We start from the raw sequence: 17,189 nt of genomic DNA, 5'->3' as shown, positions 1-17,189 counted from the left end.
CATCGGGTAACCTCAAGAAACATGAAGCACCAACGCCTCGGCACCACCGGTCTGGAAGTCAGCGATGTGGGTCTCGGGACCTTCGAGTGGGGGCATCGGGTCGATGACCAAGTCGCCCAACGCCTCGTCGATGAGTACAAAGACGCAGGTGGCAACCTCATCGAGCTGCCCAGTTCGGCCACGATGTCCGCCGAGGTGCTCGGGCAGCTGCGACTTCCCGAAGAGATTCTGGTGCTGGCCCGAGTGGGCGTGTCCATGAGTGAACCCGACCACATCGAGGTCGGACTCGGGCGCTCGAGAATCCTCAGTCAGGTCGAATCTCTTCTGCGCACAGTGGGTCGCGAACACCTCGACGTGCTCGTCCTCGACGTCTTCGATGCCGAGGTCGACCGCGCCGAGACCGCCTCGGCGGTTGAGACGCTGCTGACGTTGGGAAAGATCCGCTACGTCGGAGTGTCCCATCACACCGGTTGGCAGCTGGCGGAGATGCGCGGTGCCGGAATTCCGGTCGCCTGTGCCGTCGCCGAATACTCTCTGCTCAATCGCGAGGCGGAGGCTGAGCTTGTCCCCGCCACGGACTATGCGGACGTCTCACTCATCGCCGGAGCCGGGCTGGGCCGCGGAGTGCTCACCGACAAATACCGGAACGCGACACCGCAGGATTCGCGCCTGGCGGGGGAGCTGAGCGAATACGCCGGTGCCTACCTCGACGAGCGGTCGAATCGGGTGCTCGCCGGCGTCCGTCGCGCCGCGACCGCACTGGGTGTCTCACCCTTGGACATCGCCCTGGCCTTCAACCGCCAGCACGGAATCGCCAGCACCTTGGTCTCGCCCCGCACCCCGGCGCAGCTGGCCGAGGTCACCGCCAGCGCGGTCGAATTGGCCGATGAGATCGCCGAGGTGCTCGACCAGATCTCGTGGAGTCCGCCGGCCTAGAGCGCCCGTCGGCTCAGCGCCGCGGTTCCGATTCTGTCTGAAGCACTCAGTCGTCCTCGTCATCATCGTCGAGGAGGAACTCGTCATCGTCCTTGGCATCCTCGACATCATCGAAGAGTTCGAACGGGGTGACTTCGTCGAACGCTGTGTAGATCGCGTCTTCGTAGATTTCGAAGGCATCGGCCAAAGCCATATAAGCGGCTTCGACTCGGGGGTCTTGGTCACCGTTGCGGTGTGCGGATGCAGCGTAGTGCTCTCTCACTGCTTCGAGGAATGCGTCCAGGGCCTCACGAGGATCAGTGCTCATGACTCAAATGTATCCCAGGCCGGACCGACATGTAAGTGTTTGAACTAGGCTGAAGACATGGCAGCTCTGTACGACCACCCCACACCCGATCGTTTCGTCGTCGGCACAATCGGACTTCCCGGCGAGAGGACGTTCCTCCTCCAAGCGAAATCCGGCAATGCGCTCACGACCGTGGTCGTCGAGAAGGAGCAGGTCGAGATCCTCTCCGATCGGATCACCGAACTGCTCGACATGGTGATGATCAAGGACCCGGCCGCCCGGGTTCCGCAGACGGCGCTCGATGATCTCATCGACAATGCCGGGCTCAACGTTCCCATCGAACCGGAGTTCCGCGTCGGCACGATGAGCCTGGGCTGGGACACCGTCAAACACGAACTCGTCATCGAATGCTTCGAACTCACCGAGGCGGACGCCCAGGCCGGAACCTCCGCCGACCCCGATGATGACGAAGTCGAACGCGAAGTCCTGCGCGTCGTCCTCGACGCCGCCGCTGCCCGAGAATTCGCCCGCCGCGGAGAACAGGTCGTCAGCGCCGGACGCGGAGACTGTCCGTTCTGCTCCCTTCCGCTCGAACCCGACGGCCATCTGTGTCCGCGTGCCAACGGGATCCCGCGCGCCTGAACTGTGATGGACCATGGGATTCTCCTCGACGCTCTGGAAGCGGGGGACTGGACGGAGATGGGCTCGATCCCACGCGCCAGCAACGACACCCGCCTGCTCGTCCTCGAACACGAAGGCCGGGCGATCAAGGCCGTGTACAAACCCATCTCCGGAGAACGGCCTCTGACGGACTTCCCGCTGGAGACGCTGGCACTGCGCGAGGTCGCAGCCTTCCGACTCTCCCACGCACTCGACCTCGGAGTGGTCCCGCCGACCGTGCTGCGCGACGACCTGCCCGCCGGTCGCGGCTCTCTGCAGGCCTATGTCGAAGCCTCCGAGGCTGACGAAGCGGTGACCCTGTCGACGGTGAACGCAATCCCCGTCGATCACACCCCGATCTTCGCTCTGCGCACTGAGGACGGTCGCGATCTCGTGCTCTCCCATTCCGTCGACGAGGGGCTGCGAGCCATCGCCTTCTTCGACCTGCTGGCCAACAATGCCGACCGCAAAGCCGGCCATGTCATCACCGGCAGCCCACTGCCGAGCACCGCCTCCGCCGATATCGGCATCTTCGGCATCGACAACGGCCTGACCTTCCACCATGAGGAGAAGCTGCGCACTGTACTGTGGGGTTTCTCTCGCACCTCCTTCTGCGCCGAAGAGATCGATGCCCTGCAGGAAGTCGCCGCCATGGACGACACACTGCGGACACAGCTGAGCGACTGCCTGTCGGCCGACGAAATGGAAGCACTGAAATACCGGGCGAACCGGCTTCTCTCCGCCGAGTTCTTCCCCGAAGCACCCGCCGATCGCACCGTGATTCCCTGGCCGCCGATCTGAAACAGGCATCACGGCGGTACGGAAGTGCCGAACGCCTGCCTCTCGGTTAGGCTGGGTGCCGTGAAGTCATGGCCCGAACCTCAACTGCCCCGTCTGACCAGCACCGGCAAGGTGCCCACGGTATTCGACACGAGCACCCGCAGCCCGCGCCGACTGCGCGGATCCGAGCAGACCGCGCGACTCTACGTCTGCGGCATCACCCCCTACGATGCGACGCACCTCGGGCATGCCGCCACCTATGTGGCCTTCGATCTGCTCAATCGGATCTGGCGCGATGCGGGACTCGAGGTCGACTATGCACAGAACACCACTGATGTCGACGACCCGCTGCTGGAGCGGGCCGATGCCACGGGAGTCGATTGGCGCGAACTCGCCTCCTCCCAGATCCAGCTCTTCCGCGAGGATATGGAAGCCCTGCGGGTGATCCCGCCGGCCAGCTTCATCGGCGTCGTCGAATCCGTCGACGAGATCGCCGCCGGTGTCCGGGACCTCGTGGACAGGGGGGCCGCCTACACCCTCGACAACGGTGACGTCTACTACCGGGTGTCGACTCAGATCACCCCGCCGTTCGGCACCGTCAGCCATGACGATCGGGAGACCATGGCAGCACTGTCGGCCGAACGCGGCGGAGATCCCGAGACCCCGGGCAAGGAGAACCCCATCGACCCGCTGCTGTGGCGGGCCGAACGCGAAGGCGAACCCTCCTGGGACGGTGGAACTCTCGGACGCGGACGACCGGGGTGGCATGTCGAATGCACGGTCATCGCCGATAAATACCTCGGCTTCCCCGTCGATGTGCAGGGAGGCGGAAACGACCTCATCTTCCCGCACCACGAGATGAGCGCCGCCCACGCATCTGCGTGGCGGAAGAAGCCGATGGCGAAGACCTATATGCACACCGGGATGGTTGGTCTCGACGGCGAGAAGATGAGCAAGTCGAAAGGCAATCTCGTTCTCGTCTCGCAGCTGCGCGAGCGCGGAGTCGACCCCATGGTCATCCGCACCGTGATCCTGTCCAACCACTACCGCAGCGACTGGAGCTTCACCGAGGAGCAGCTGTCCATCGCCGAGGCTCGCCTCGAGGCATGGAAGCACGCGGCCAAATGCGAATCAGAATGTCGACAGGGGCTGCGCGAGCACATCATCGGCCTGCTGCGCGAAGCACTCACCGATGACCTCGACAGCCCCCGGGCCCTGGGCATCCTCGACGAATGGGCCGAACACTACGCAGACTCCCAGGCTTCGGAGACCGCGGCGCTCAGCGGCGACCGCGTCGCCGATGCCGTCGATGCCCTGCTGGGCATCCGCCTGCTCGACTGACGCTGCTGGACTGACGGCGATCGGCGTTCACCGCCGGATCCCCGGATGCCCGTGGTTCACTTATCGCGGCCGCGTTTGCGCAGATAGCGTTCGAACTCGGCTGCGATGGCGTCACCGCTGGCTTCCGGCAGCTCTGCCGAATCGTTCTGCTTCTCCAGTGCTCTGACGAGTTCGGCCAGCCTGGGGTTGAGGGAGACGAGTTCGTCGGCGCCGAGTTCCCAGGCCCGGCTCTCCTCTTCGAGCACGTGGATGTCGACTTCGATGCCGGCATAGCGTTCGACCGCCTTGGCCAGCGCGAGCTCGGCCTTCGGCGATGGCGACTCGGCCAGGTAGTCCGGCACACCCACCCACAGATTGATCGCCCTGACACTCCGCCATCGGCAGGCGACTCCGAGGAGCCCGAGAATGCCGATGGGGCCCTCATAGCCATTCGCGTCGATGCCGAGCTCGGACGCGAGCTCCGAGTCCTCCGTATTGGCCACCACCGGCAGTGGACGCGTATGCGGAACCTCGGCATGGAGCCCGCCGAGGAGGACGACGGTATCGTCGTCACCGACGTGAGCGAGGACGAGGGAGAGGAACTCCCGCCATTTCAGACCCGGTTCGTGTCCGTGGATGACAGTGATCGGCCGTTCGCCGAGGCGGCCCCGATGAACCGCGACACCCGGCCAGGCGATCGAGGCGGTTCCATCCTCGTCGCGAATGATCTCGGGTTCGGAGAAGCGGAATTCGTAGAACCCATCAGTATCGAGGATCTCGGAGTCGTTCAGGTCCCAGACCTCGATGAGATCCTTGACCAGCGAACTCGCCGCTTCGGAAGCATCGGCATCCTGACCTTCGAAGGCGATGAACACGAGTGCCCCGGACCCGGATGGAAGAATACTCATGGTTCCAGACTACGCTGGGTGTATGACGAACCATGCATCAGCCGACCCTGCCGCTGTCCTGTGGGACATGGACGGAACCCTGGTCGACACCGAGCCGTATTGGATCCGTGCCGAGACCGAACTCATGAACGCTCACGGCCTGCCCTGGTCGGAAGAGCAGGGGCTCGAATTCGTCGGCAACGAGCTGATCGTCTCCGCCCGAATGATGCGGGACGCCGGCCTCGACCTGCCCGCCGAGGAGATCGTCGAAACCCTGATGGGCAACGTCATCGCACAGATCCGTCAGTCCGTGCCGTTCCGTCCCGGTGCTCTGGAGCTGCTGGCCGAACTCAAGGACGAAGGCATCCCGAGCGTCATGGTCACGATGTCCTACCGGCCGCTCGCCGAGGCGGTCATCGCCAGCTGCCCTCCCGAGAGCTTCGCCGGGCTCGTCTCCGGCGATGAGGTGTCCGCCGGCAAGCCGGATCCCGAACCGTACCTGCGCGGGGCGGCCCTGCTCGACCTCGATCCGGCCGACTGTGTGGCTCTGGAGGACTCGAAGCCGGGCCTGGCCAGCGCCGAGGCGGCCGGAACCATTGCGATCGGGATCCCGCATTTCGTCGACCTCGAACCGCGTCCGGGCCGCATCCTCTGGGACAGCCTCGAAGGCCGCGGAGTCGCCGAGCTGCGACGTCTCCGCGCTCAGCAGAGCGCCTGAAACTCAGGCCCCGACGATCTTCGTGATCTGCGGAGTCGGCGGAGCGGTGTTGCCCCAGGCCGGGCAGAGCGGTTTGAACGTGCACCAATTGCACAGCGGTGACTTCTTCGGCCGCCACCGATCCGACTCGGCAGAGGCGATGATGTCCTTCCAGATCGCATCGATCTCGAACTGCGTCTGTTCGACCTCAGCCATCGTCGGATGCGACTTCAGCACGCTGCGCGAACCCAGATACATCAGCTGCAGGGTGTGGACGAGTTCGCCGGAGAGCCGATAGACGACGAGAGCGTAGAAGCCCATCTGGAACTTCGCCTCCCGCCCGTACTGCGGCTTCGGCTGCTTGCCCGTCTTGTAGTCGACCAGACGCCGCTCGCCGCCGGGGGCGACATCGACCCGGTCGATGAACCCGCGCAGCTCGAGTCCGTTGTCGAGGGTCGTGCGGACGAACTTCTCCGTCTCCTCCGGTTCGAGATGCTCCGGATACTCGAGGACGAAGTAGGAATCGATGAGCCGACGCGTCGATGTGAAGAACGTCTCCTTCTCCGATTCCTCTCCGAAGATCTCGAGGACGTCCGGGTCCTTCTCGACGAGCTCCTCCCACGCCGGCATGAGCATCGTCTGCGCGAGTTCGGCCGTGCGCTCGGCCGCCGGTGCGGTGAAGAGCTTCTCGAGCACCGAATGGACGACCGTGCCGCGGAACGCCGCCTGCGAAGGCGGCTCCGGCAGCTTGTCGATGCTGCGGAAGCGGAACTTCAGAGGGCATTGGATGAAGTCGTTGGCCCGGGAGGGCGAGAGACTGGTGAGCTCGGCCATAACTCCACTGTAACGACCTGCCCGGACACGACGTGGCGACCAGCGGTCGGAGCGTCGTCGCTGTTAGGCTGAGTTACCGACCCCCAGTGGTCCGCTGACCACGACATCGACCGGAGGAACCCCTTCAATGGCCGCGAAAAACCACCACCCCGGTGCGTCATCGGGTCTGCGCTTGGGCACCGTCCTCGGCGCACCGGTGATTCTGGCGTGGTCGTGGTTCCTCGCCGCCATCGTGATCACCATCCTCTTCACCCCGTGGCTCAATCAGGTCCGACCGGATCTGGGCATCGGGGCCTGGTTCGTGGCCTTCGCCTACGCGGTGCTCCTCTTCGCCTCCGTCTTCCTCCACGAACTCGCTCACGGCGTCGCCGGTCAGTTCTACGGGCAGAAGGTCGCCGCGATCGAGCTCAACATCTGGGGCGGGTTCACCCGGTTCGAGCCGCAGATGGACAATCCGCGCGACAAAGCGGCGATGACGAGCTTCGTCATCTCTATCGTCGGCCCCATCGTCAACATCGTTCTGGCCCTGCTGGGATGGTGGTGTCTCAGCGCCGCCAGCCCCACCTCGGTGCCGTGGCTGCTGCTCATCGCCGTCACCTTCGCCAACGTCGCGCTCGGTGCCATCAACCTGCTGCCGGGCATTCCGCTCGACGGCGGCTGGGCGCTGCAGGCGATCATGTGGCGCATCACCGGATCCCAGTTCCTCGGCACGATCGTGGCCAGCTGGGTCGGACGCATCATCGCCGTCGGCTTCATCGGCTGGTCGGTCATCACCCCGCTGCTGGCCGGCGAACGACCCCAACCGCTCACCGTGGCCTGGATGTCGCTCATTGCGATCATGCTGTGGTTCTCCGCGGGAGATGCCGCGACCCACGCCAAACGCGCCCGGAAGATGGAGACCTACGACCTCTCCCAAGTCATCCAACCGGCGATCGCTGCCACCTGGGACGCCGACCTGGCCGACACCCTCGACTATGCCAACACACTCGGGAACGCGAAGGAGCGCACGCTCATCGTCGTCCTCGACCAGAAGGGGCTGCCGTACGGCCTCGTCGACCGGCACGCCGCAGCCGGTCGCCTCGCCGAGAACCTCGATGCCGTTCCCACCGGTGAAGTCGCCCGCCCCCTGGCCGGGTGGATCGGAGTGCCGAAGGACATCACCGCCCCGCACCTGCTCGAATCGCTCACGCATCGACCGAAGGCACAGTTCAGCTTGGTCATGGACGGAAACACCCTGGTCGGAGTCATCGACCTGCAGGAGTTCTTCGACGAACTGCTCGCGGCCTGAGCCGGTTGTGTGAGGCAATCCTCACCAGCGTAGAGTGGACTCATCATGACTCAGCCACTGCATTCCCGGCCCCCGCGCGTTCTCAGCCGCGGAGAGAAGGTCCAGCTCACCGACCCCAAGGGGCGGATGCACACCTTCGTGCTCGCCCCGGGTGAGCACTTCCACACGAACAAGGGCCTCATCAGCCACGATGACATCATCGGGCGCACAGAGGGAATCATCGTCGCGAACACCGGGGGAATCGACTTCCAGGTCTTCCGCCCACGCTACGAAGACTTCGTGCTCTCCATGCCCCGAGGGGCCGCAGTCGTCTACCCGAAGGACTCGGGACTCATCGTCACCCTCGGCGACATCTTCCCCGGCGCGACCGTCGTCGAAGCCGGCGTCGGATCCGGCGCCCTGTCGATGGCGCTGCTGCGTGCCGTGGGGTCGGAGGGATCCGTCCATTCGTTCGAGCTGCGTGAGGAGTTCGCGACGATCGCGGCGGGAAACATCGCCGACTTCTTCGACGGAGAACCGGAGAACTGGTCGGTCACCGTCGGCGACCTCGCCGAGACCCTGCCGCAGACCTTCGGACCCGGCAGCGTCGATCGTGTCGTCCTCGACATGCTCACCCCCTGGAATACGCTCGACGCGGTCAGCGAAGCCCTGACACCCGGTGGAATCGTCATCGCGTATGTGGCCACCGTTCCGCAGCTCTCCCGCTTCGTCGAAGCGCTGCGTGCCTCCGGCAAGTTCGCCGAACCCGAGTCCATGGAGGCCATGGTCCGCGGCTGGCATGTCGACGGACTCGCCGTCCGCCCCGACCACCGGATGATCGCCCACACCGGGTTCCTCATCATGGCCCGCCGAATGGCCGATGGCGTGAGCCCGCTGGAGAAGAAGAAACGCCCACAGGGAGCCACCGCCGCCGCTGAGGATGTGGCGGCGTGGACTGAACCCGAAGTCACCGAAGCAGCCATCGGCACCCGCACCGCACATGGGAAGAAGCTGCGCCGGGTGATGCGCGAGGCAGGCCGACGCCTGCGCGACGCGCCCGAGGGATCCGGCGACGCGCCGACCACAGATGTCACAGACAGCCCGACTGGCACGAGCACAGGGCCGAAGGAGGATCGATGACAGAGACCACGACCGAGGTGAAGAAGCTGCGCGAGGACACCGCTGCTCTGCGCCAGCAGCTCTACACGGCGGGCAAACGCAATGAGGCACTGTCGAAGACTCTGCGCACGGCCCGTGATGAGCTGAACCGGATCAAAGAAGAGGCTCGGCGCCTGACCGAGCCGCCGAACAACTGGGGCACGCTCGTCGCCCTCGGCGAGAACGCCGTGACCGCCGATGTCATCGTCGGCGGACGACGCATGCGCGTGGCCGTCGCCCCCGAAATCGAACCCGAGACGTTGCGCGCCGGAGCCGATGTGCTCTTGTCCGAAGGCCTCGTCATCATCGGCACAGGCGAGTTCCCACCCGTGGGATCGGTCGTCAACGTCCGTGAGTTCGTCGACTCTCAGCGCATCCTCGTCGGAGCTCCCGGCGACGATGAGCAGGTTTTCACCCTCGCCGCCGGCCTCGTCGACGCAGGACTGCGCGTCGGCGATGCCGTCGTCGTCGACACCCGGACCCATTACGCACTGCAGGTCGTCGAGAAGCCCGAGGTCTCCTCGCTGCTGCTCGAAGAGGTCCCCGACATCACCTACTCCGACATCGGCGGACTGGCCGACCAGATCGAACAGATCAAGGATGCCGTCGAGCTGCCCTTCGAGCATCCCGAGCTCTACACCGAGCACGGACTCAAACCACCGAAGGGAATCCTGCTCTACGGACCTCCCGGCTGCGGAAAGACGCTCATCGCCAAGGCCGTGGCGAACTCCCTGGCCGATCGCACGGGCAAGGTCCGCACGAGCAAGACCTACTTCCTCAACATCAAAGGCCCGGAGCTGCTGGACAAATACGTCGGAGAGACGGAGCGTCAGCTGCGCCTGATCTTCGCCCGAGCACGCGAGAAGGCCTCGGCCGGTTTTCCCGTCGTGGTGTTCTTCGACGAGATGGAATCCCTGTTCCGCACCCGCGGAACCGGAAAATCATCGGACGTCGAGACGACGATCGTGCCGCAGCTGCTCACCGAGATCGACGGCGTCGAACAGCTCGACAACGTCATCGTCATCGGTGCGTCGAACCGTGAGGACCTCATCGACCCCGCGATCCTGAGGCCCGGCCGACTCGATGTGAAGATCCGCATTGAACGCCCAGACGCCGAGGCCGCCCGGGACATCTTCGAGAAGTACCTGACCGCGGAGCTGCCCCTGCACTCGAGCGTGCTCGCCGGTCATGACACCCCCGCCGAGGCGGTCGCCGCACTCATCGACAGCTGTGTCGAACGGATGTTCGCAGAGACCCCGGAGAACGAATTCGTCGAGGTCAGCTATGCCGACGGTTCGAAGGAAGTCCTCCACTTCTCCGCTTTCGCCTCCGGAGCGATGATCCACAACATCGTCGACCGCGCGAAGAAGGCGGCGATCAAATCGCTGCTCGACACCGGCGAACGCGGTCTGCGTCCCGGACATTTCGAGGATGCGATCGCCGAGGAGTTCAGCGAACACGAGGATCTGCCGAACACGACGAACCCCGACGAATGGGCGCGGATCTCCGGCCGCAAGGGCGAACGCGTCACACATCTGCGGATGATGCACCTCGACACGACCAGGGGAGCCCCGACCGTGCCGTACGAGACCGAGATCGCCGAGGTGCGACCGAACTCCGACCTCGTCTGAGCCGTCCCGAACCCGGGAAGAGCGAAGAGCCCGCCGTGGCCGTCAGCTGACGGCCACGGCGGGCTCTTCGTGTGCGGATGTCCGCGGGTAGGCCTCGCAACGAGGCGAAGGGCGTTCAGCGGCTGCGTCTGCGGCGGCCCGAACCGCCGGAGACGGCGGTGGCGATGAGACGCCAGCCGACGAGGGTGATGAGATTGAGCGAGGTCGCCACGATCATGAAGCTCACGGCGACATTGCCCGGATCCTCGCCCTGGCCGGCGATTCCGCGCAGGACGAGTCCGCCGAGGACGGTGATCGCCCAGACGCCGGTGCCCGTGGCCAGGGGAGCGATCGGTCGATCCCAGACGGCAGTGAGCAGCCACGCGATGACGAGGGCCGCGACGAACGGCCACGCTGTGGTCATCAGCCCCTGCGGATCGAAATTGTGAGAATGTGTGTAATGACCGACGATCGTGAACAGAACCACGAGGATGAGGTCGACGATCAGTGCGATGGGGAGATGAGATTTCTTCGTTGCCACGTCCCCGAGTCTAGACCTTGGAGGAGAAGCAGATGCTCAGAGTCAGGCGCGTCATGGGAGCCGAGACGGAGTTCGGCCTCAGCCAGCCGGGCAACCCGCGAGCGAACCCGATGCGGGACTCGGCCCGGGTCGTCGACGCCTATGCCGGTCCTCGCGGGCTGAAGTCGTCGCAGAACTTCTGGGACTTCGCCACCGAGTCCCCGCTGGCCGACGCCCGGGGCTTCTTCATGAACATCGCCGATGCCGACGCCTCGCAACTGACCCATATCCCTCAGGACGACGTCGAAGCCCAGTATCTGGCCAATGTCGTCACGGAGAACGGCGCTCGGTACTACGTTGACCACGCCCACCCCGAATACTCCTCCCCGGAGGTGCTCACTCCGCGCGATATCGTCACCTTCGACCGGGCCGGCGACCTCGTGGCCCTGGAATCGGTGCGGACGCTTGAGAAGAGCGCGGAACCGGTCAATCTGTACAAGAACAACACGGACTCCAAGGGAGCCTCCTACGGCACCCATGAGAACTATCTCGTCGACAGGTCCACGGATTTCGAGGACATCGTGGCAGGACTCATCCCGTTCTTCGTCACCCGCCAGATCCTGTGCGGATCGGGACGGGTCGGCATCGGTCGTGAAGGAGAGGGCAAAGGCTTCCAGATCTCGTCTCGAGCGGACTTCTTCGAAGCCGAAGTGGGCCTCGAGACGACCCTGCGCCGTCCCATCGTCAACACCCGTGACGAACCGCACGCCGACCCCGCGAAGTACCGTCGGCTGCACGTGATCATCGGCGACGCCACCCTCGCGGAGCCCGCAACGTTCGTCCGCTTCGGCGCGACATCCCTCGTCCTCGGACTCATCGAAGCCGGACTGGCACCGCGGATCGAACTCGCCGACTCTCTGCAGTCGCTGTGGGATGTCAGCCACGACCTCGGCCTGACCGCGCGGCTGCCGCTGAGCGACGGAACGACGCTCACGGCATTGGAGATCCAAGAGCGCTTCTATTCCGCCTGCATCGAACACGCGGATCACGACGACGCCGCGACCACCGAGGTGCTCGCCGAATGGCGCCGGTTCCTCGACGGACTCTCGACCGACCCGAAGACTCTCGCCGACTCCATCGACTGGGTCGCCAAGTGGGTGCTGCTCGAGAGCTACCGAACACGGGAGGACATCGACTGGGACCACCCGAAGCTCGCCCTCATCGACGTCCAATACCACGATGTGCGCCCGGAGAAGGGGCTCTTCCACAAGCTCGAACGAGCCGGACGCATCCGCCGGATGACCACCGACGCCGAGGTCGAAGCCGCCGTGACCAACGCCCCCGACGGGACCCGGGCGTTCCTGCGCTCCGTGGCGGTCAGCCGCCTCGGCGAGGATCTGGTGGCCGCCAGCTGGGATTCCCTCGTACTCAATGCGGGAGCCTTCGGAGTGGTGCGCCTGCCCATGCACGAACCGCTCAAGGGCACTCGCGAACTGCTCGCCGAACGAGTCGAGGGAATCGAGACCGCCGAGGGCCTGCTCAAGGCACTCGGAGTGGATAGACTGAGCGTGAAGAACGACTGAAGGAGTGTGAGATGAGCTCGCAGGAACAGGTCCAGAGAGACAAATCGACCGGTGGGGGAGACGCCCCCGTCGATCCGCCGGAGGCCGTGCAGGGACAGATCAACACTCAGAACGTCGATTCCATCCTCGACGAGATCGACGGCGTGCTCGAATCGAACGCGGAGGAATTCGTCAAGAACTTCGTGCAGAAGGGCGGCCAATGAGATGGCAGGATTCCCTCCTGCATTCTTGAGTTCGACGAGCAACTCGTTCGTCGAACTCGCCCGTTCCCTCGCCCCCGAAGCGCTGCCGCACCCCGGTGCCCGGGATCTGGCCGAACAGTCCCCGGAGGGCACGACGATCATCTGCTTCCGCACGGCCAGCGGAATCCTCATGGCCGGTGACCGGAGGGCGACGATCGGCAACCTCATCGCCTCGCATTCGATGGAGAAGGTCAAAGCCGCCGATGATTACTCCGTCATCGGCATCGCCGGCACTGCCGGTGTCGCCCTCGATCTCATCCGGCTTTTCCAACTCGAACTCGAACACTACGAGAAGATCGAAGGCGCCCGCCTGTCGCTCAACGGCAAAGCCAACCGACTCGCGGCGATGCTGCGCGGAAACCTCGGCCTGGCGATGCGGGGACTGACCGTCGTCCCGCTGTTCGCCGGTGTCGACGAATCGCGACCCCAGGGCCAGATCTTCAGCTTCGACGTCACCGGCGGAAAGTACGAAGAGCACCGGTTCCATTCCATCGGCTCCGGTTCCGGCTTCGCCCGCGGGGCAGTGAAGAAGCTGTGGCGGGCCGATCTCGACCAGGAGCAGGCGATCTCCGTGGCCGTCGAGGCTCTCTTCGACGCGTCCGACGACGACTCGGCGACGGGCGGACCGGATTTCGTCCGGCAGATCGCTCCGACGATCTTCACCGTCGACCTCGACAACGGGGTCACCGAAGTCGATTCCGCCACCGTCTTGGACACCGCCACCGAGGTCGTCGCCCGCCGCACGGCCACCGCCCGGTGATGAGTGCGGCACCGTTTCCGCGAAAGGATCGTCGATGAGTCAGGCACCGTTCTACGTCTCGCCCGAACAGCTGATGAAGGATCGGGCGGACTTCGCCCGCAAGGGCATCGCCCGCGGCCGCTCCGTGGTCGTCATGCGCTTCGACGTCGGAATCCTGCTGCTGGCGGAGAACCCGTCACCGACGCTGCACAAGATCGCTGAGATCTACGACCGGATCGGCTTCGCCGCCGTCGGCAAGTACAACGAATTCGAGACCCTCCGCCAGGCCGGAGTCCGCTATGCCGATCTGCGCGGATACTCCTATGACCGCACCGACGTCACCGCTCGCGGACTGACCAACGCGTACGCGCAGACGCTGGCAGGAGTCTTCACGACCGAATCCAAGCCCTTCGAGGTCGAACTCGTCGTCGCCGAACTCGGACTCACACCGGAGACCGACCAGCTCTACAGGCTCAGCTACGACGGCTCCGTCATCGACGAGACCGAACATGTGGCCATCGGCGGTCAGGCCGATGCGATCACGGCATCTCTGGCAGGGGTGCGCAGCTCGCAGATGAGTCTGCGCGAAGTGTTCAACCACGGTGTCGCCGCTTTGGCCGCCGCAACCCAGGCGACGCTGGCCACCGACGCACTCGAGGCCGCCGTCCTCGATCGCACGACGTCGAAGCAGCGGACGTTCCGCCGCCTCGACGATGCGGCGATGAGCGAACTGCGGGAGGACTGAATGGCACGCATCTACGGGCTCGAAACCGAATACGGACTCGCCCACACCGCCGATCCCGACGGCCGGCGCATCGGCCCCGAGGAGATCGCCCGCTACCTCTTCCGCCCCGTCGTCGAATGGGGCCGGTCGTCGAACGTGTTCCTGCCCAACGGCTCGCGCCTCTACCTCGACGTCGGATCCCATCCGGAGTACGCGACCGCCGAATGTGACGACCTCGGCGACCTGCTCGCCCAGGACCGGGCCGGCGAGGGCCTGATGATCGACCTGCTGGACAAGGCTCAGGCCGCGCTCGAAGCCGACGGCATCGGCGGACGCGTGCACATGGTCAAGAACAACACGGACGCGGCCGGAAACTCCTATGGGTCCCACGAGAACTTCCTCATTCGCCGCACCCTCGACTTCAATCGGCTGACGACGGTGCTGCTGCCGTTCCTCGTCTCCCGGCAGCTGCTCGTCGGGGCGGGAGCCGTGATCCCGCGCCGGTCGGCGTTCACCCCGGACGAGGAATCCGACCGGACGGAGATGATGTTCGGTCTCTCCGCGCGTTCGGATGTCATGTGGGAGGGACTGTCCTCGGCGACGACGCGGTCGCGTCCGATCATCAATGCCCGCGACGAACCGCATGCGGATGCGGAGAAGTACCGGCGGCTGCACGTCATCGTCGGTGATTCCTCGATGTCGACGGCCACCTCGGCGCTCAAGATCGGGTCCGCGGTGCTCATGCTCGACCTCATCGAACAGGGTGCGCGGATCCCGGAGAACGGACTGCGCCACCCGGTGCGCGATATCCGGCTCGTCGCCCGAGATCTCACGGGACGGGTCGTGCTCGAACGCACCGACGGGACCACCACGACTCCGCTGGGACTGCTGTCGGACTACCGGGATCGGGCTCAGCGGATCGTGGAATCGGGGGAGCACAGCCTCGGCGATGATGATCTCGCCCACTACGTCATCGACCTGTGGACGCGGATGCTCACCGCGGTCGAATCGCAGGACTTCTCAACCGTGGACACGGAGATCGACTGGGTGATGAAACGCACCCTCATCGAACGGTCCATGCAGCGCGGAATCACCGATATCGCCGATGCGCGGATCCACCGCCTCGACATCGCCTTCCACGACATCACCCCCGCAACGGGGCTGTTCCCCAAGCTGGAAGCCGCCGGGATGGCGAAGAGCCTCGTCCCCGCCGAGGCGGCCGAGCGCGCGAAGGACGTCCCGCCCGAGAGCACACGGGCGGCGATCCGCGGTGAGTTCGTGCGGGCGGCTCATGCGGCCCGTCGGGACTACACCGTCGACTGGGTGCATCTGCGCCTCAACGACGAATCCGGTCGCGCGGTCGCACTCAAGGACCCGTTCGCCACGACTCACCCGCAGGCGGAAACACTCATCGCGGGCCTGTAAGATCGCCCTGTGATCCGGTCGAGCCCCTACCCGGGCGCGGCCTCGGCGTGACGAAAGGAAACCAGTGCGCACCAAAGTGCTCAGCGCCATCGCGGCGGGTCTGCTGCTGCTCTCGGCCTGCGGGCAGGGTGATGAGTCAGAGGACTCGACCACACCTCCGCCCTCGGTCGCCGCTCAGGACGCGAAGTCGACCAGCCTCGACGACATCACCGTCGACGGCAAGGTCGGGAAGAAGCCCGAGGTCAGCTTCGAGGCCCCGCTGGTCATGGACAAGACCGAGAAGAAGGTGCTCAAGGAGGGCACCGGCGACAAGATCGCCGACGGCGAGCAGGTCACGGCACAGATGACGCTGGTCTCCGGAACGACCGGCAAGACCGTCGAATCCAGCTACGACTCGGATTCCGCCGCCGGATTCCCCATGGACAAGTCCCAGATCTCCGAAGATCTGTACAACGCACTCATCGACGTCACGGTCGGATCACGCGTGATGATGACGCTCAACGGCAGCGCCGAGCAGGGTCAAGCCTCGCAGACGCTCGTCTACGTCATCGACGTCGAGGACACGAAGAAGCCGCTGACCCGCGCCGAGGGCAAGAAGGCCGACCAGTCTGACAATCCCGTCACCGTGAAATGGGGCGACGACGGTGCCCCGTCGATCTCGAAGCCGAAGGGCAAGAAGCCGACCGAGCTCGAGACCTACACGACGATCGAAGGCGAAGGCGACGAGGTCAAGAAGGGCCAGAGTGTTGCCGTGAAGTACTCCGGCTGGCTGTGGGACGACACGTCGAAGACCTTCGACTCGAACTGGAAGAAGGACGGACAGCCCTTCGTCGTCGCCCCGGTCGGCGAGGCTCAGGTCATCGACGGCTGGAACGAGGGGCTCGTCGGCAAGAAGGTCGGCGACCAGGTCGTCCTCGTCGTCCCCCCGGACAAGGGGTACGGCAAACAGGGCAGCGAACCGTCCATCCCGGGTGATGCGACCCTGATCTTCGTCGTCGACATCCTCTCGGCCCAGGGCTGAGAGACCGGTCAGGCCGTGACTGACTGGTCTGTCCCGAACGACAACTCAAGAGAACCGACACCAGGAGGAACACATGAGCAAGCAGAAGCCCGAAGTCGATTTCCCCGGCGGCGACGCCCCGACCGAGCTCATCATCACCGATGATGTCGTCGGCACCGGCGCCGAGGCGGGACCCGGCGACACCGTGAGCGTGCACTACGTCGGAGTCGCCCATTCCACGGGCGAAGAGTTCGATGCCTCGTACAACCGCGGCACCCCGCTGGAGTTCCGCCTCGGATCCGGAATGGTCATCTCCGGTTGGGACCAGGGCATCCAGGGCATGAAGGTCGGCGGACGCCGCACCCTGCAGATCCCGCCGCACCTGGCGTACGGCGACCAGGGCGCCGGCGGAGTCATCCAGCCGGGTGAATCGCTGATCTTCGTGTGCGACCTCGAGAACGTGCGCTGATATCGGCACCCGCTGATTCTGACTGAAACAGCTGTGGCCGGGTTCTTCGGAA

General features: G+C 65.1%; 19 protein-coding genes. 15 read left to right on the top strand and 4 right to left on the bottom strand.

Translation table 11 applies throughout. The features are described from left to right. Positions 1 to 21: 21 nt before the first annotated feature. Entirely contained in the window at positions 22 to 936 is a 915-nt protein-coding gene (locus AC2W7L_RS04055; protein ID WP_486003375.1) for an aldo/keto reductase, read from the top strand. Positions 937 to 982: 46 nt separating this feature from the next. Here AC2W7L_RS04055 and AC2W7L_RS04050 read toward each other — a convergent pair whose 3' ends face one another. Then, entirely contained in the window at positions 983 to 1,243 is a 261-nt protein-coding gene (locus AC2W7L_RS04050) for a hypothetical protein (protein ID WP_025778383.1), read from the bottom strand. A 57-nt stretch (positions 1,244 to 1,300) separates the two neighbouring features. On the opposite strand from AC2W7L_RS04050, the gene AC2W7L_RS04045 reads away from it, so the two are divergent. The 3 genes from AC2W7L_RS04045 to mshC are packed head-to-tail and all read left to right on the top strand — an operon-like array spanning position 1,301 to position 4,003. Further along, positions 1,301 to 1,864 carry a DUF3090 family protein gene (locus tag AC2W7L_RS04045; protein WP_486003374.1) on the top strand — a complete coding sequence of 188 codons (564 nt, stop codon included), beginning with the start codon at positions 1,301 to 1,303 and terminating at the stop codon, positions 1,862 to 1,864. A 6-nt stretch (positions 1,865 to 1,870) separates the two neighbouring features. Beyond that, positions 1,871 to 2,683 carry an SCO1664 family protein gene (locus AC2W7L_RS04040; protein WP_486003373.1) on the top strand — a complete coding sequence of 271 codons (813 nt, stop codon included), beginning with the start codon at positions 1,871 to 1,873 and terminating at the stop codon, positions 2,681 to 2,683. A gap of 60 nt (positions 2,684 to 2,743) precedes the next feature. Beyond that, a complete protein-coding gene (gene mshC, locus AC2W7L_RS04035) occupies positions 2,744 to 4,003 on the top strand; it encodes a cysteine--1-D-myo-inosityl 2-amino-2-deoxy-alpha-D-glucopyranoside ligase (protein ID WP_167196284.1) in 1,260 nt (419 codons plus the stop codon). A 56-nt stretch (positions 4,004 to 4,059) separates the two neighbouring features. On the opposite strand, the gene AC2W7L_RS04030 is transcribed toward mshC, so the two are convergent. Next, the gene (locus AC2W7L_RS04030; RefSeq protein ID WP_167196281.1) at positions 4,060 to 4,890 is read right to left on the bottom strand and encodes a proteasome assembly chaperone family protein; all 831 of its coding nucleotides are present in this window, start codon (positions 4,888 to 4,890) and stop codon (positions 4,060 to 4,062) included. 22 nt (positions 4,891 to 4,912) lie between these two features. Here AC2W7L_RS04030 and AC2W7L_RS04025 point away from each other — a divergent pair, with 22 nt between their 5' ends. Then, a complete protein-coding gene (locus AC2W7L_RS04025) occupies positions 4,913 to 5,587 on the top strand; it encodes an HAD family hydrolase (RefSeq protein ID WP_167196278.1) in 675 nt (224 codons plus the stop codon). A 3-nt stretch (positions 5,588 to 5,590) separates the two neighbouring features. Here the strand turns inward: AC2W7L_RS04025 and AC2W7L_RS04020 are convergent, their stop codons facing one another. Next, on the bottom strand, positions 5,591 to 6,400 hold the full coding sequence (locus tag AC2W7L_RS04020; protein WP_486003372.1) for a RecB family exonuclease: 810 nt from the start codon (positions 6,398 to 6,400) through the stop codon (positions 5,591 to 5,593). A 127-nt stretch (positions 6,401 to 6,527) separates the two neighbouring features. Between AC2W7L_RS04020 and AC2W7L_RS04015 the strand changes: the two genes are divergently transcribed. The 3 genes from AC2W7L_RS04015 to arc are packed head-to-tail and all read left to right on the top strand — an operon-like array spanning position 6,528 to position 10,456. Continuing rightward, positions 6,528 to 7,688, top strand: a complete 1,161-nt coding sequence (locus AC2W7L_RS04015) for a site-2 protease family protein (RefSeq protein ID WP_167196272.1) — start codon at positions 6,528 to 6,530, stop codon at positions 7,686 to 7,688. A gap of 45 nt (positions 7,689 to 7,733) precedes the next feature. Next, positions 7,734 to 8,807: a tRNA (adenine-N1)-methyltransferase gene (locus AC2W7L_RS04010; protein WP_486003371.1), complete on the top strand. Its 1,074-nt coding sequence runs from the start codon at positions 7,734 to 7,736 to the stop codon at positions 8,805 to 8,807. Further along, entirely contained in the window at positions 8,804 to 10,456 is a 1,653-nt protein-coding gene (arc, locus tag AC2W7L_RS04005; protein ID WP_486003370.1) for a proteasome ATPase, read from the top strand. Before AC2W7L_RS04010 ends, arc begins: the two co-directional genes overlap by 4 nt. Positions 10,457 to 10,571: 115 nt before the next feature. Here arc and AC2W7L_RS04000 read toward each other — a convergent pair whose 3' ends face one another. After that, positions 10,572 to 10,976: a DUF3054 domain-containing protein gene (locus AC2W7L_RS04000; protein ID WP_486003369.1), complete on the bottom strand. Its 405-nt coding sequence runs from the start codon at positions 10,974 to 10,976 to the stop codon at positions 10,572 to 10,574. Between the two features lie 32 nt (positions 10,977 to 11,008). On the opposite strand from AC2W7L_RS04000, the gene dop reads away from it, so the two are divergent. The 7 genes from dop to AC2W7L_RS03965 all read left to right on the top strand — a co-directional run bounded on the left by dop (position 11,009) and on the right by AC2W7L_RS03965 (position 17,137). Beyond that, positions 11,009 to 12,538, top strand: a complete 1,530-nt coding sequence (dop, locus tag AC2W7L_RS03995) for a depupylase/deamidase Dop (RefSeq protein ID WP_167196260.1) — start codon at positions 11,009 to 11,011, stop codon at positions 12,536 to 12,538. An 11-nt stretch (positions 12,539 to 12,549) separates the two neighbouring features. Further along, positions 12,550 to 12,741 carry a ubiquitin-like protein Pup gene (locus AC2W7L_RS03990; RefSeq protein ID WP_167196257.1) on the top strand — a complete coding sequence of 64 codons (192 nt, stop codon included), beginning with the start codon at positions 12,550 to 12,552 and terminating at the stop codon, positions 12,739 to 12,741. Position 12,742: 1 nt separating this feature from the next. After that, positions 12,743 to 13,540 (top strand): proteasome subunit beta, encoded by a 798-nt coding sequence (gene prcB / locus AC2W7L_RS03985; protein WP_486003368.1) that lies wholly within the window; start codon positions 12,743 to 12,745, stop codon positions 13,538 to 13,540. Positions 13,541 to 13,574: 34 nt separating this feature from the next. Next, positions 13,575 to 14,264, top strand: coding sequence for a proteasome subunit alpha (gene prcA, locus AC2W7L_RS03980; protein WP_486003367.1), 690 nt, complete (start codon positions 13,575 to 13,577; stop codon positions 14,262 to 14,264). Continuing rightward, the gene (gene pafA / locus AC2W7L_RS03975) at positions 14,265 to 15,668 is read left to right on the top strand and encodes a Pup--protein ligase (protein ID WP_486003366.1); all 1,404 of its coding nucleotides are present in this window, start codon (positions 14,265 to 14,267) and stop codon (positions 15,666 to 15,668) included. It begins immediately after the preceding gene. Positions 15,669 to 15,732: 64 nt separating this feature from the next. Continuing rightward, a complete protein-coding gene (locus AC2W7L_RS03970; protein ID WP_486003365.1) occupies positions 15,733 to 16,689 on the top strand; it encodes an FKBP-type peptidyl-prolyl cis-trans isomerase in 957 nt (318 codons plus the stop codon). A gap of 73 nt (positions 16,690 to 16,762) precedes the next feature. After that, positions 16,763 to 17,137, top strand: a complete 375-nt coding sequence (locus AC2W7L_RS03965) for an FKBP-type peptidyl-prolyl cis-trans isomerase (protein WP_486003364.1) — start codon at positions 16,763 to 16,765, stop codon at positions 17,135 to 17,137. The last annotated feature ends 52 nt before the right edge of the window (positions 17,138 to 17,189 follow it).

This window comes from Brevibacterium sp. LAARM3_SD1 (assembly GCF_057364765.1).
The sequence above is the reverse complement of the archived record's forward strand: the minus strand, read 5'-3'. Positions and strand labels throughout refer to the sequence as shown.

What these genes read in the sequence shown, in the direction of transcription:
- AC2W7L_RS04055 (WP_486003375.1), top strand. Translation starts at nt 22, where the DNA reads ATGAAGCACCAACGCCTCGGCACCACCGGTCTGGAAGTCAGCGATGTG.
- AC2W7L_RS04050 (WP_025778383.1), bottom strand. Translation starts at nt 1,243, where the DNA reads ATGAGCACTGATCCTCGTGAGGCCCTGGACGCATTCCTCGAAGCAGTG.
- AC2W7L_RS04045 (WP_486003374.1), top strand. Translation starts at nt 1,301, where the DNA reads ATGGCAGCTCTGTACGACCACCCCACACCCGATCGTTTCGTCGTCGGC.
- AC2W7L_RS04040 (WP_486003373.1), top strand. Translation starts at nt 1,871, where the DNA reads ATGGACCATGGGATTCTCCTCGACGCTCTGGAAGCGGGGGACTGGACG.
- AC2W7L_RS04030 (WP_167196281.1), bottom strand. Translation starts at nt 4,890, where the DNA reads ATGAGTATTCTTCCATCCGGGTCCGGGGCACTCGTGTTCATCGCCTTC.
- AC2W7L_RS04025 (WP_167196278.1), top strand. Translation starts at nt 4,913, where the DNA reads ATGACGAACCATGCATCAGCCGACCCTGCCGCTGTCCTGTGGGACATG.
- AC2W7L_RS04020 (WP_486003372.1), bottom strand. Translation starts at nt 6,400, where the DNA reads ATGGCCGAGCTCACCAGTCTCTCGCCCTCCCGGGCCAACGACTTCATC.
- AC2W7L_RS04015 (WP_167196272.1), top strand. Translation starts at nt 6,528, where the DNA reads ATGGCCGCGAAAAACCACCACCCCGGTGCGTCATCGGGTCTGCGCTTG.
- AC2W7L_RS04010 (WP_486003371.1), top strand. Translation starts at nt 7,734, where the DNA reads ATGACTCAGCCACTGCATTCCCGGCCCCCGCGCGTTCTCAGCCGCGGA.
- arc (WP_486003370.1), top strand. Translation starts at nt 8,804, where the DNA reads ATGACAGAGACCACGACCGAGGTGAAGAAGCTGCGCGAGGACACCGCT.
- dop (WP_167196260.1), top strand. Translation starts at nt 11,009, where the DNA reads ATGCTCAGAGTCAGGCGCGTCATGGGAGCCGAGACGGAGTTCGGCCTC.
- AC2W7L_RS03990 (WP_167196257.1), top strand. Translation starts at nt 12,550, where the DNA reads ATGAGCTCGCAGGAACAGGTCCAGAGAGACAAATCGACCGGTGGGGGA.
- prcB (WP_486003368.1), top strand. Translation starts at nt 12,743, where the DNA reads ATGGCAGGATTCCCTCCTGCATTCTTGAGTTCGACGAGCAACTCGTTC.
- prcA (WP_486003367.1), top strand. Translation starts at nt 13,575, where the DNA reads ATGAGTCAGGCACCGTTCTACGTCTCGCCCGAACAGCTGATGAAGGAT.
- pafA (WP_486003366.1), top strand. Translation starts at nt 14,265, where the DNA reads ATGGCACGCATCTACGGGCTCGAAACCGAATACGGACTCGCCCACACC.
- AC2W7L_RS03965 (WP_486003364.1), top strand. Translation starts at nt 16,763, where the DNA reads ATGAGCAAGCAGAAGCCCGAAGTCGATTTCCCCGGCGGCGACGCCCCG.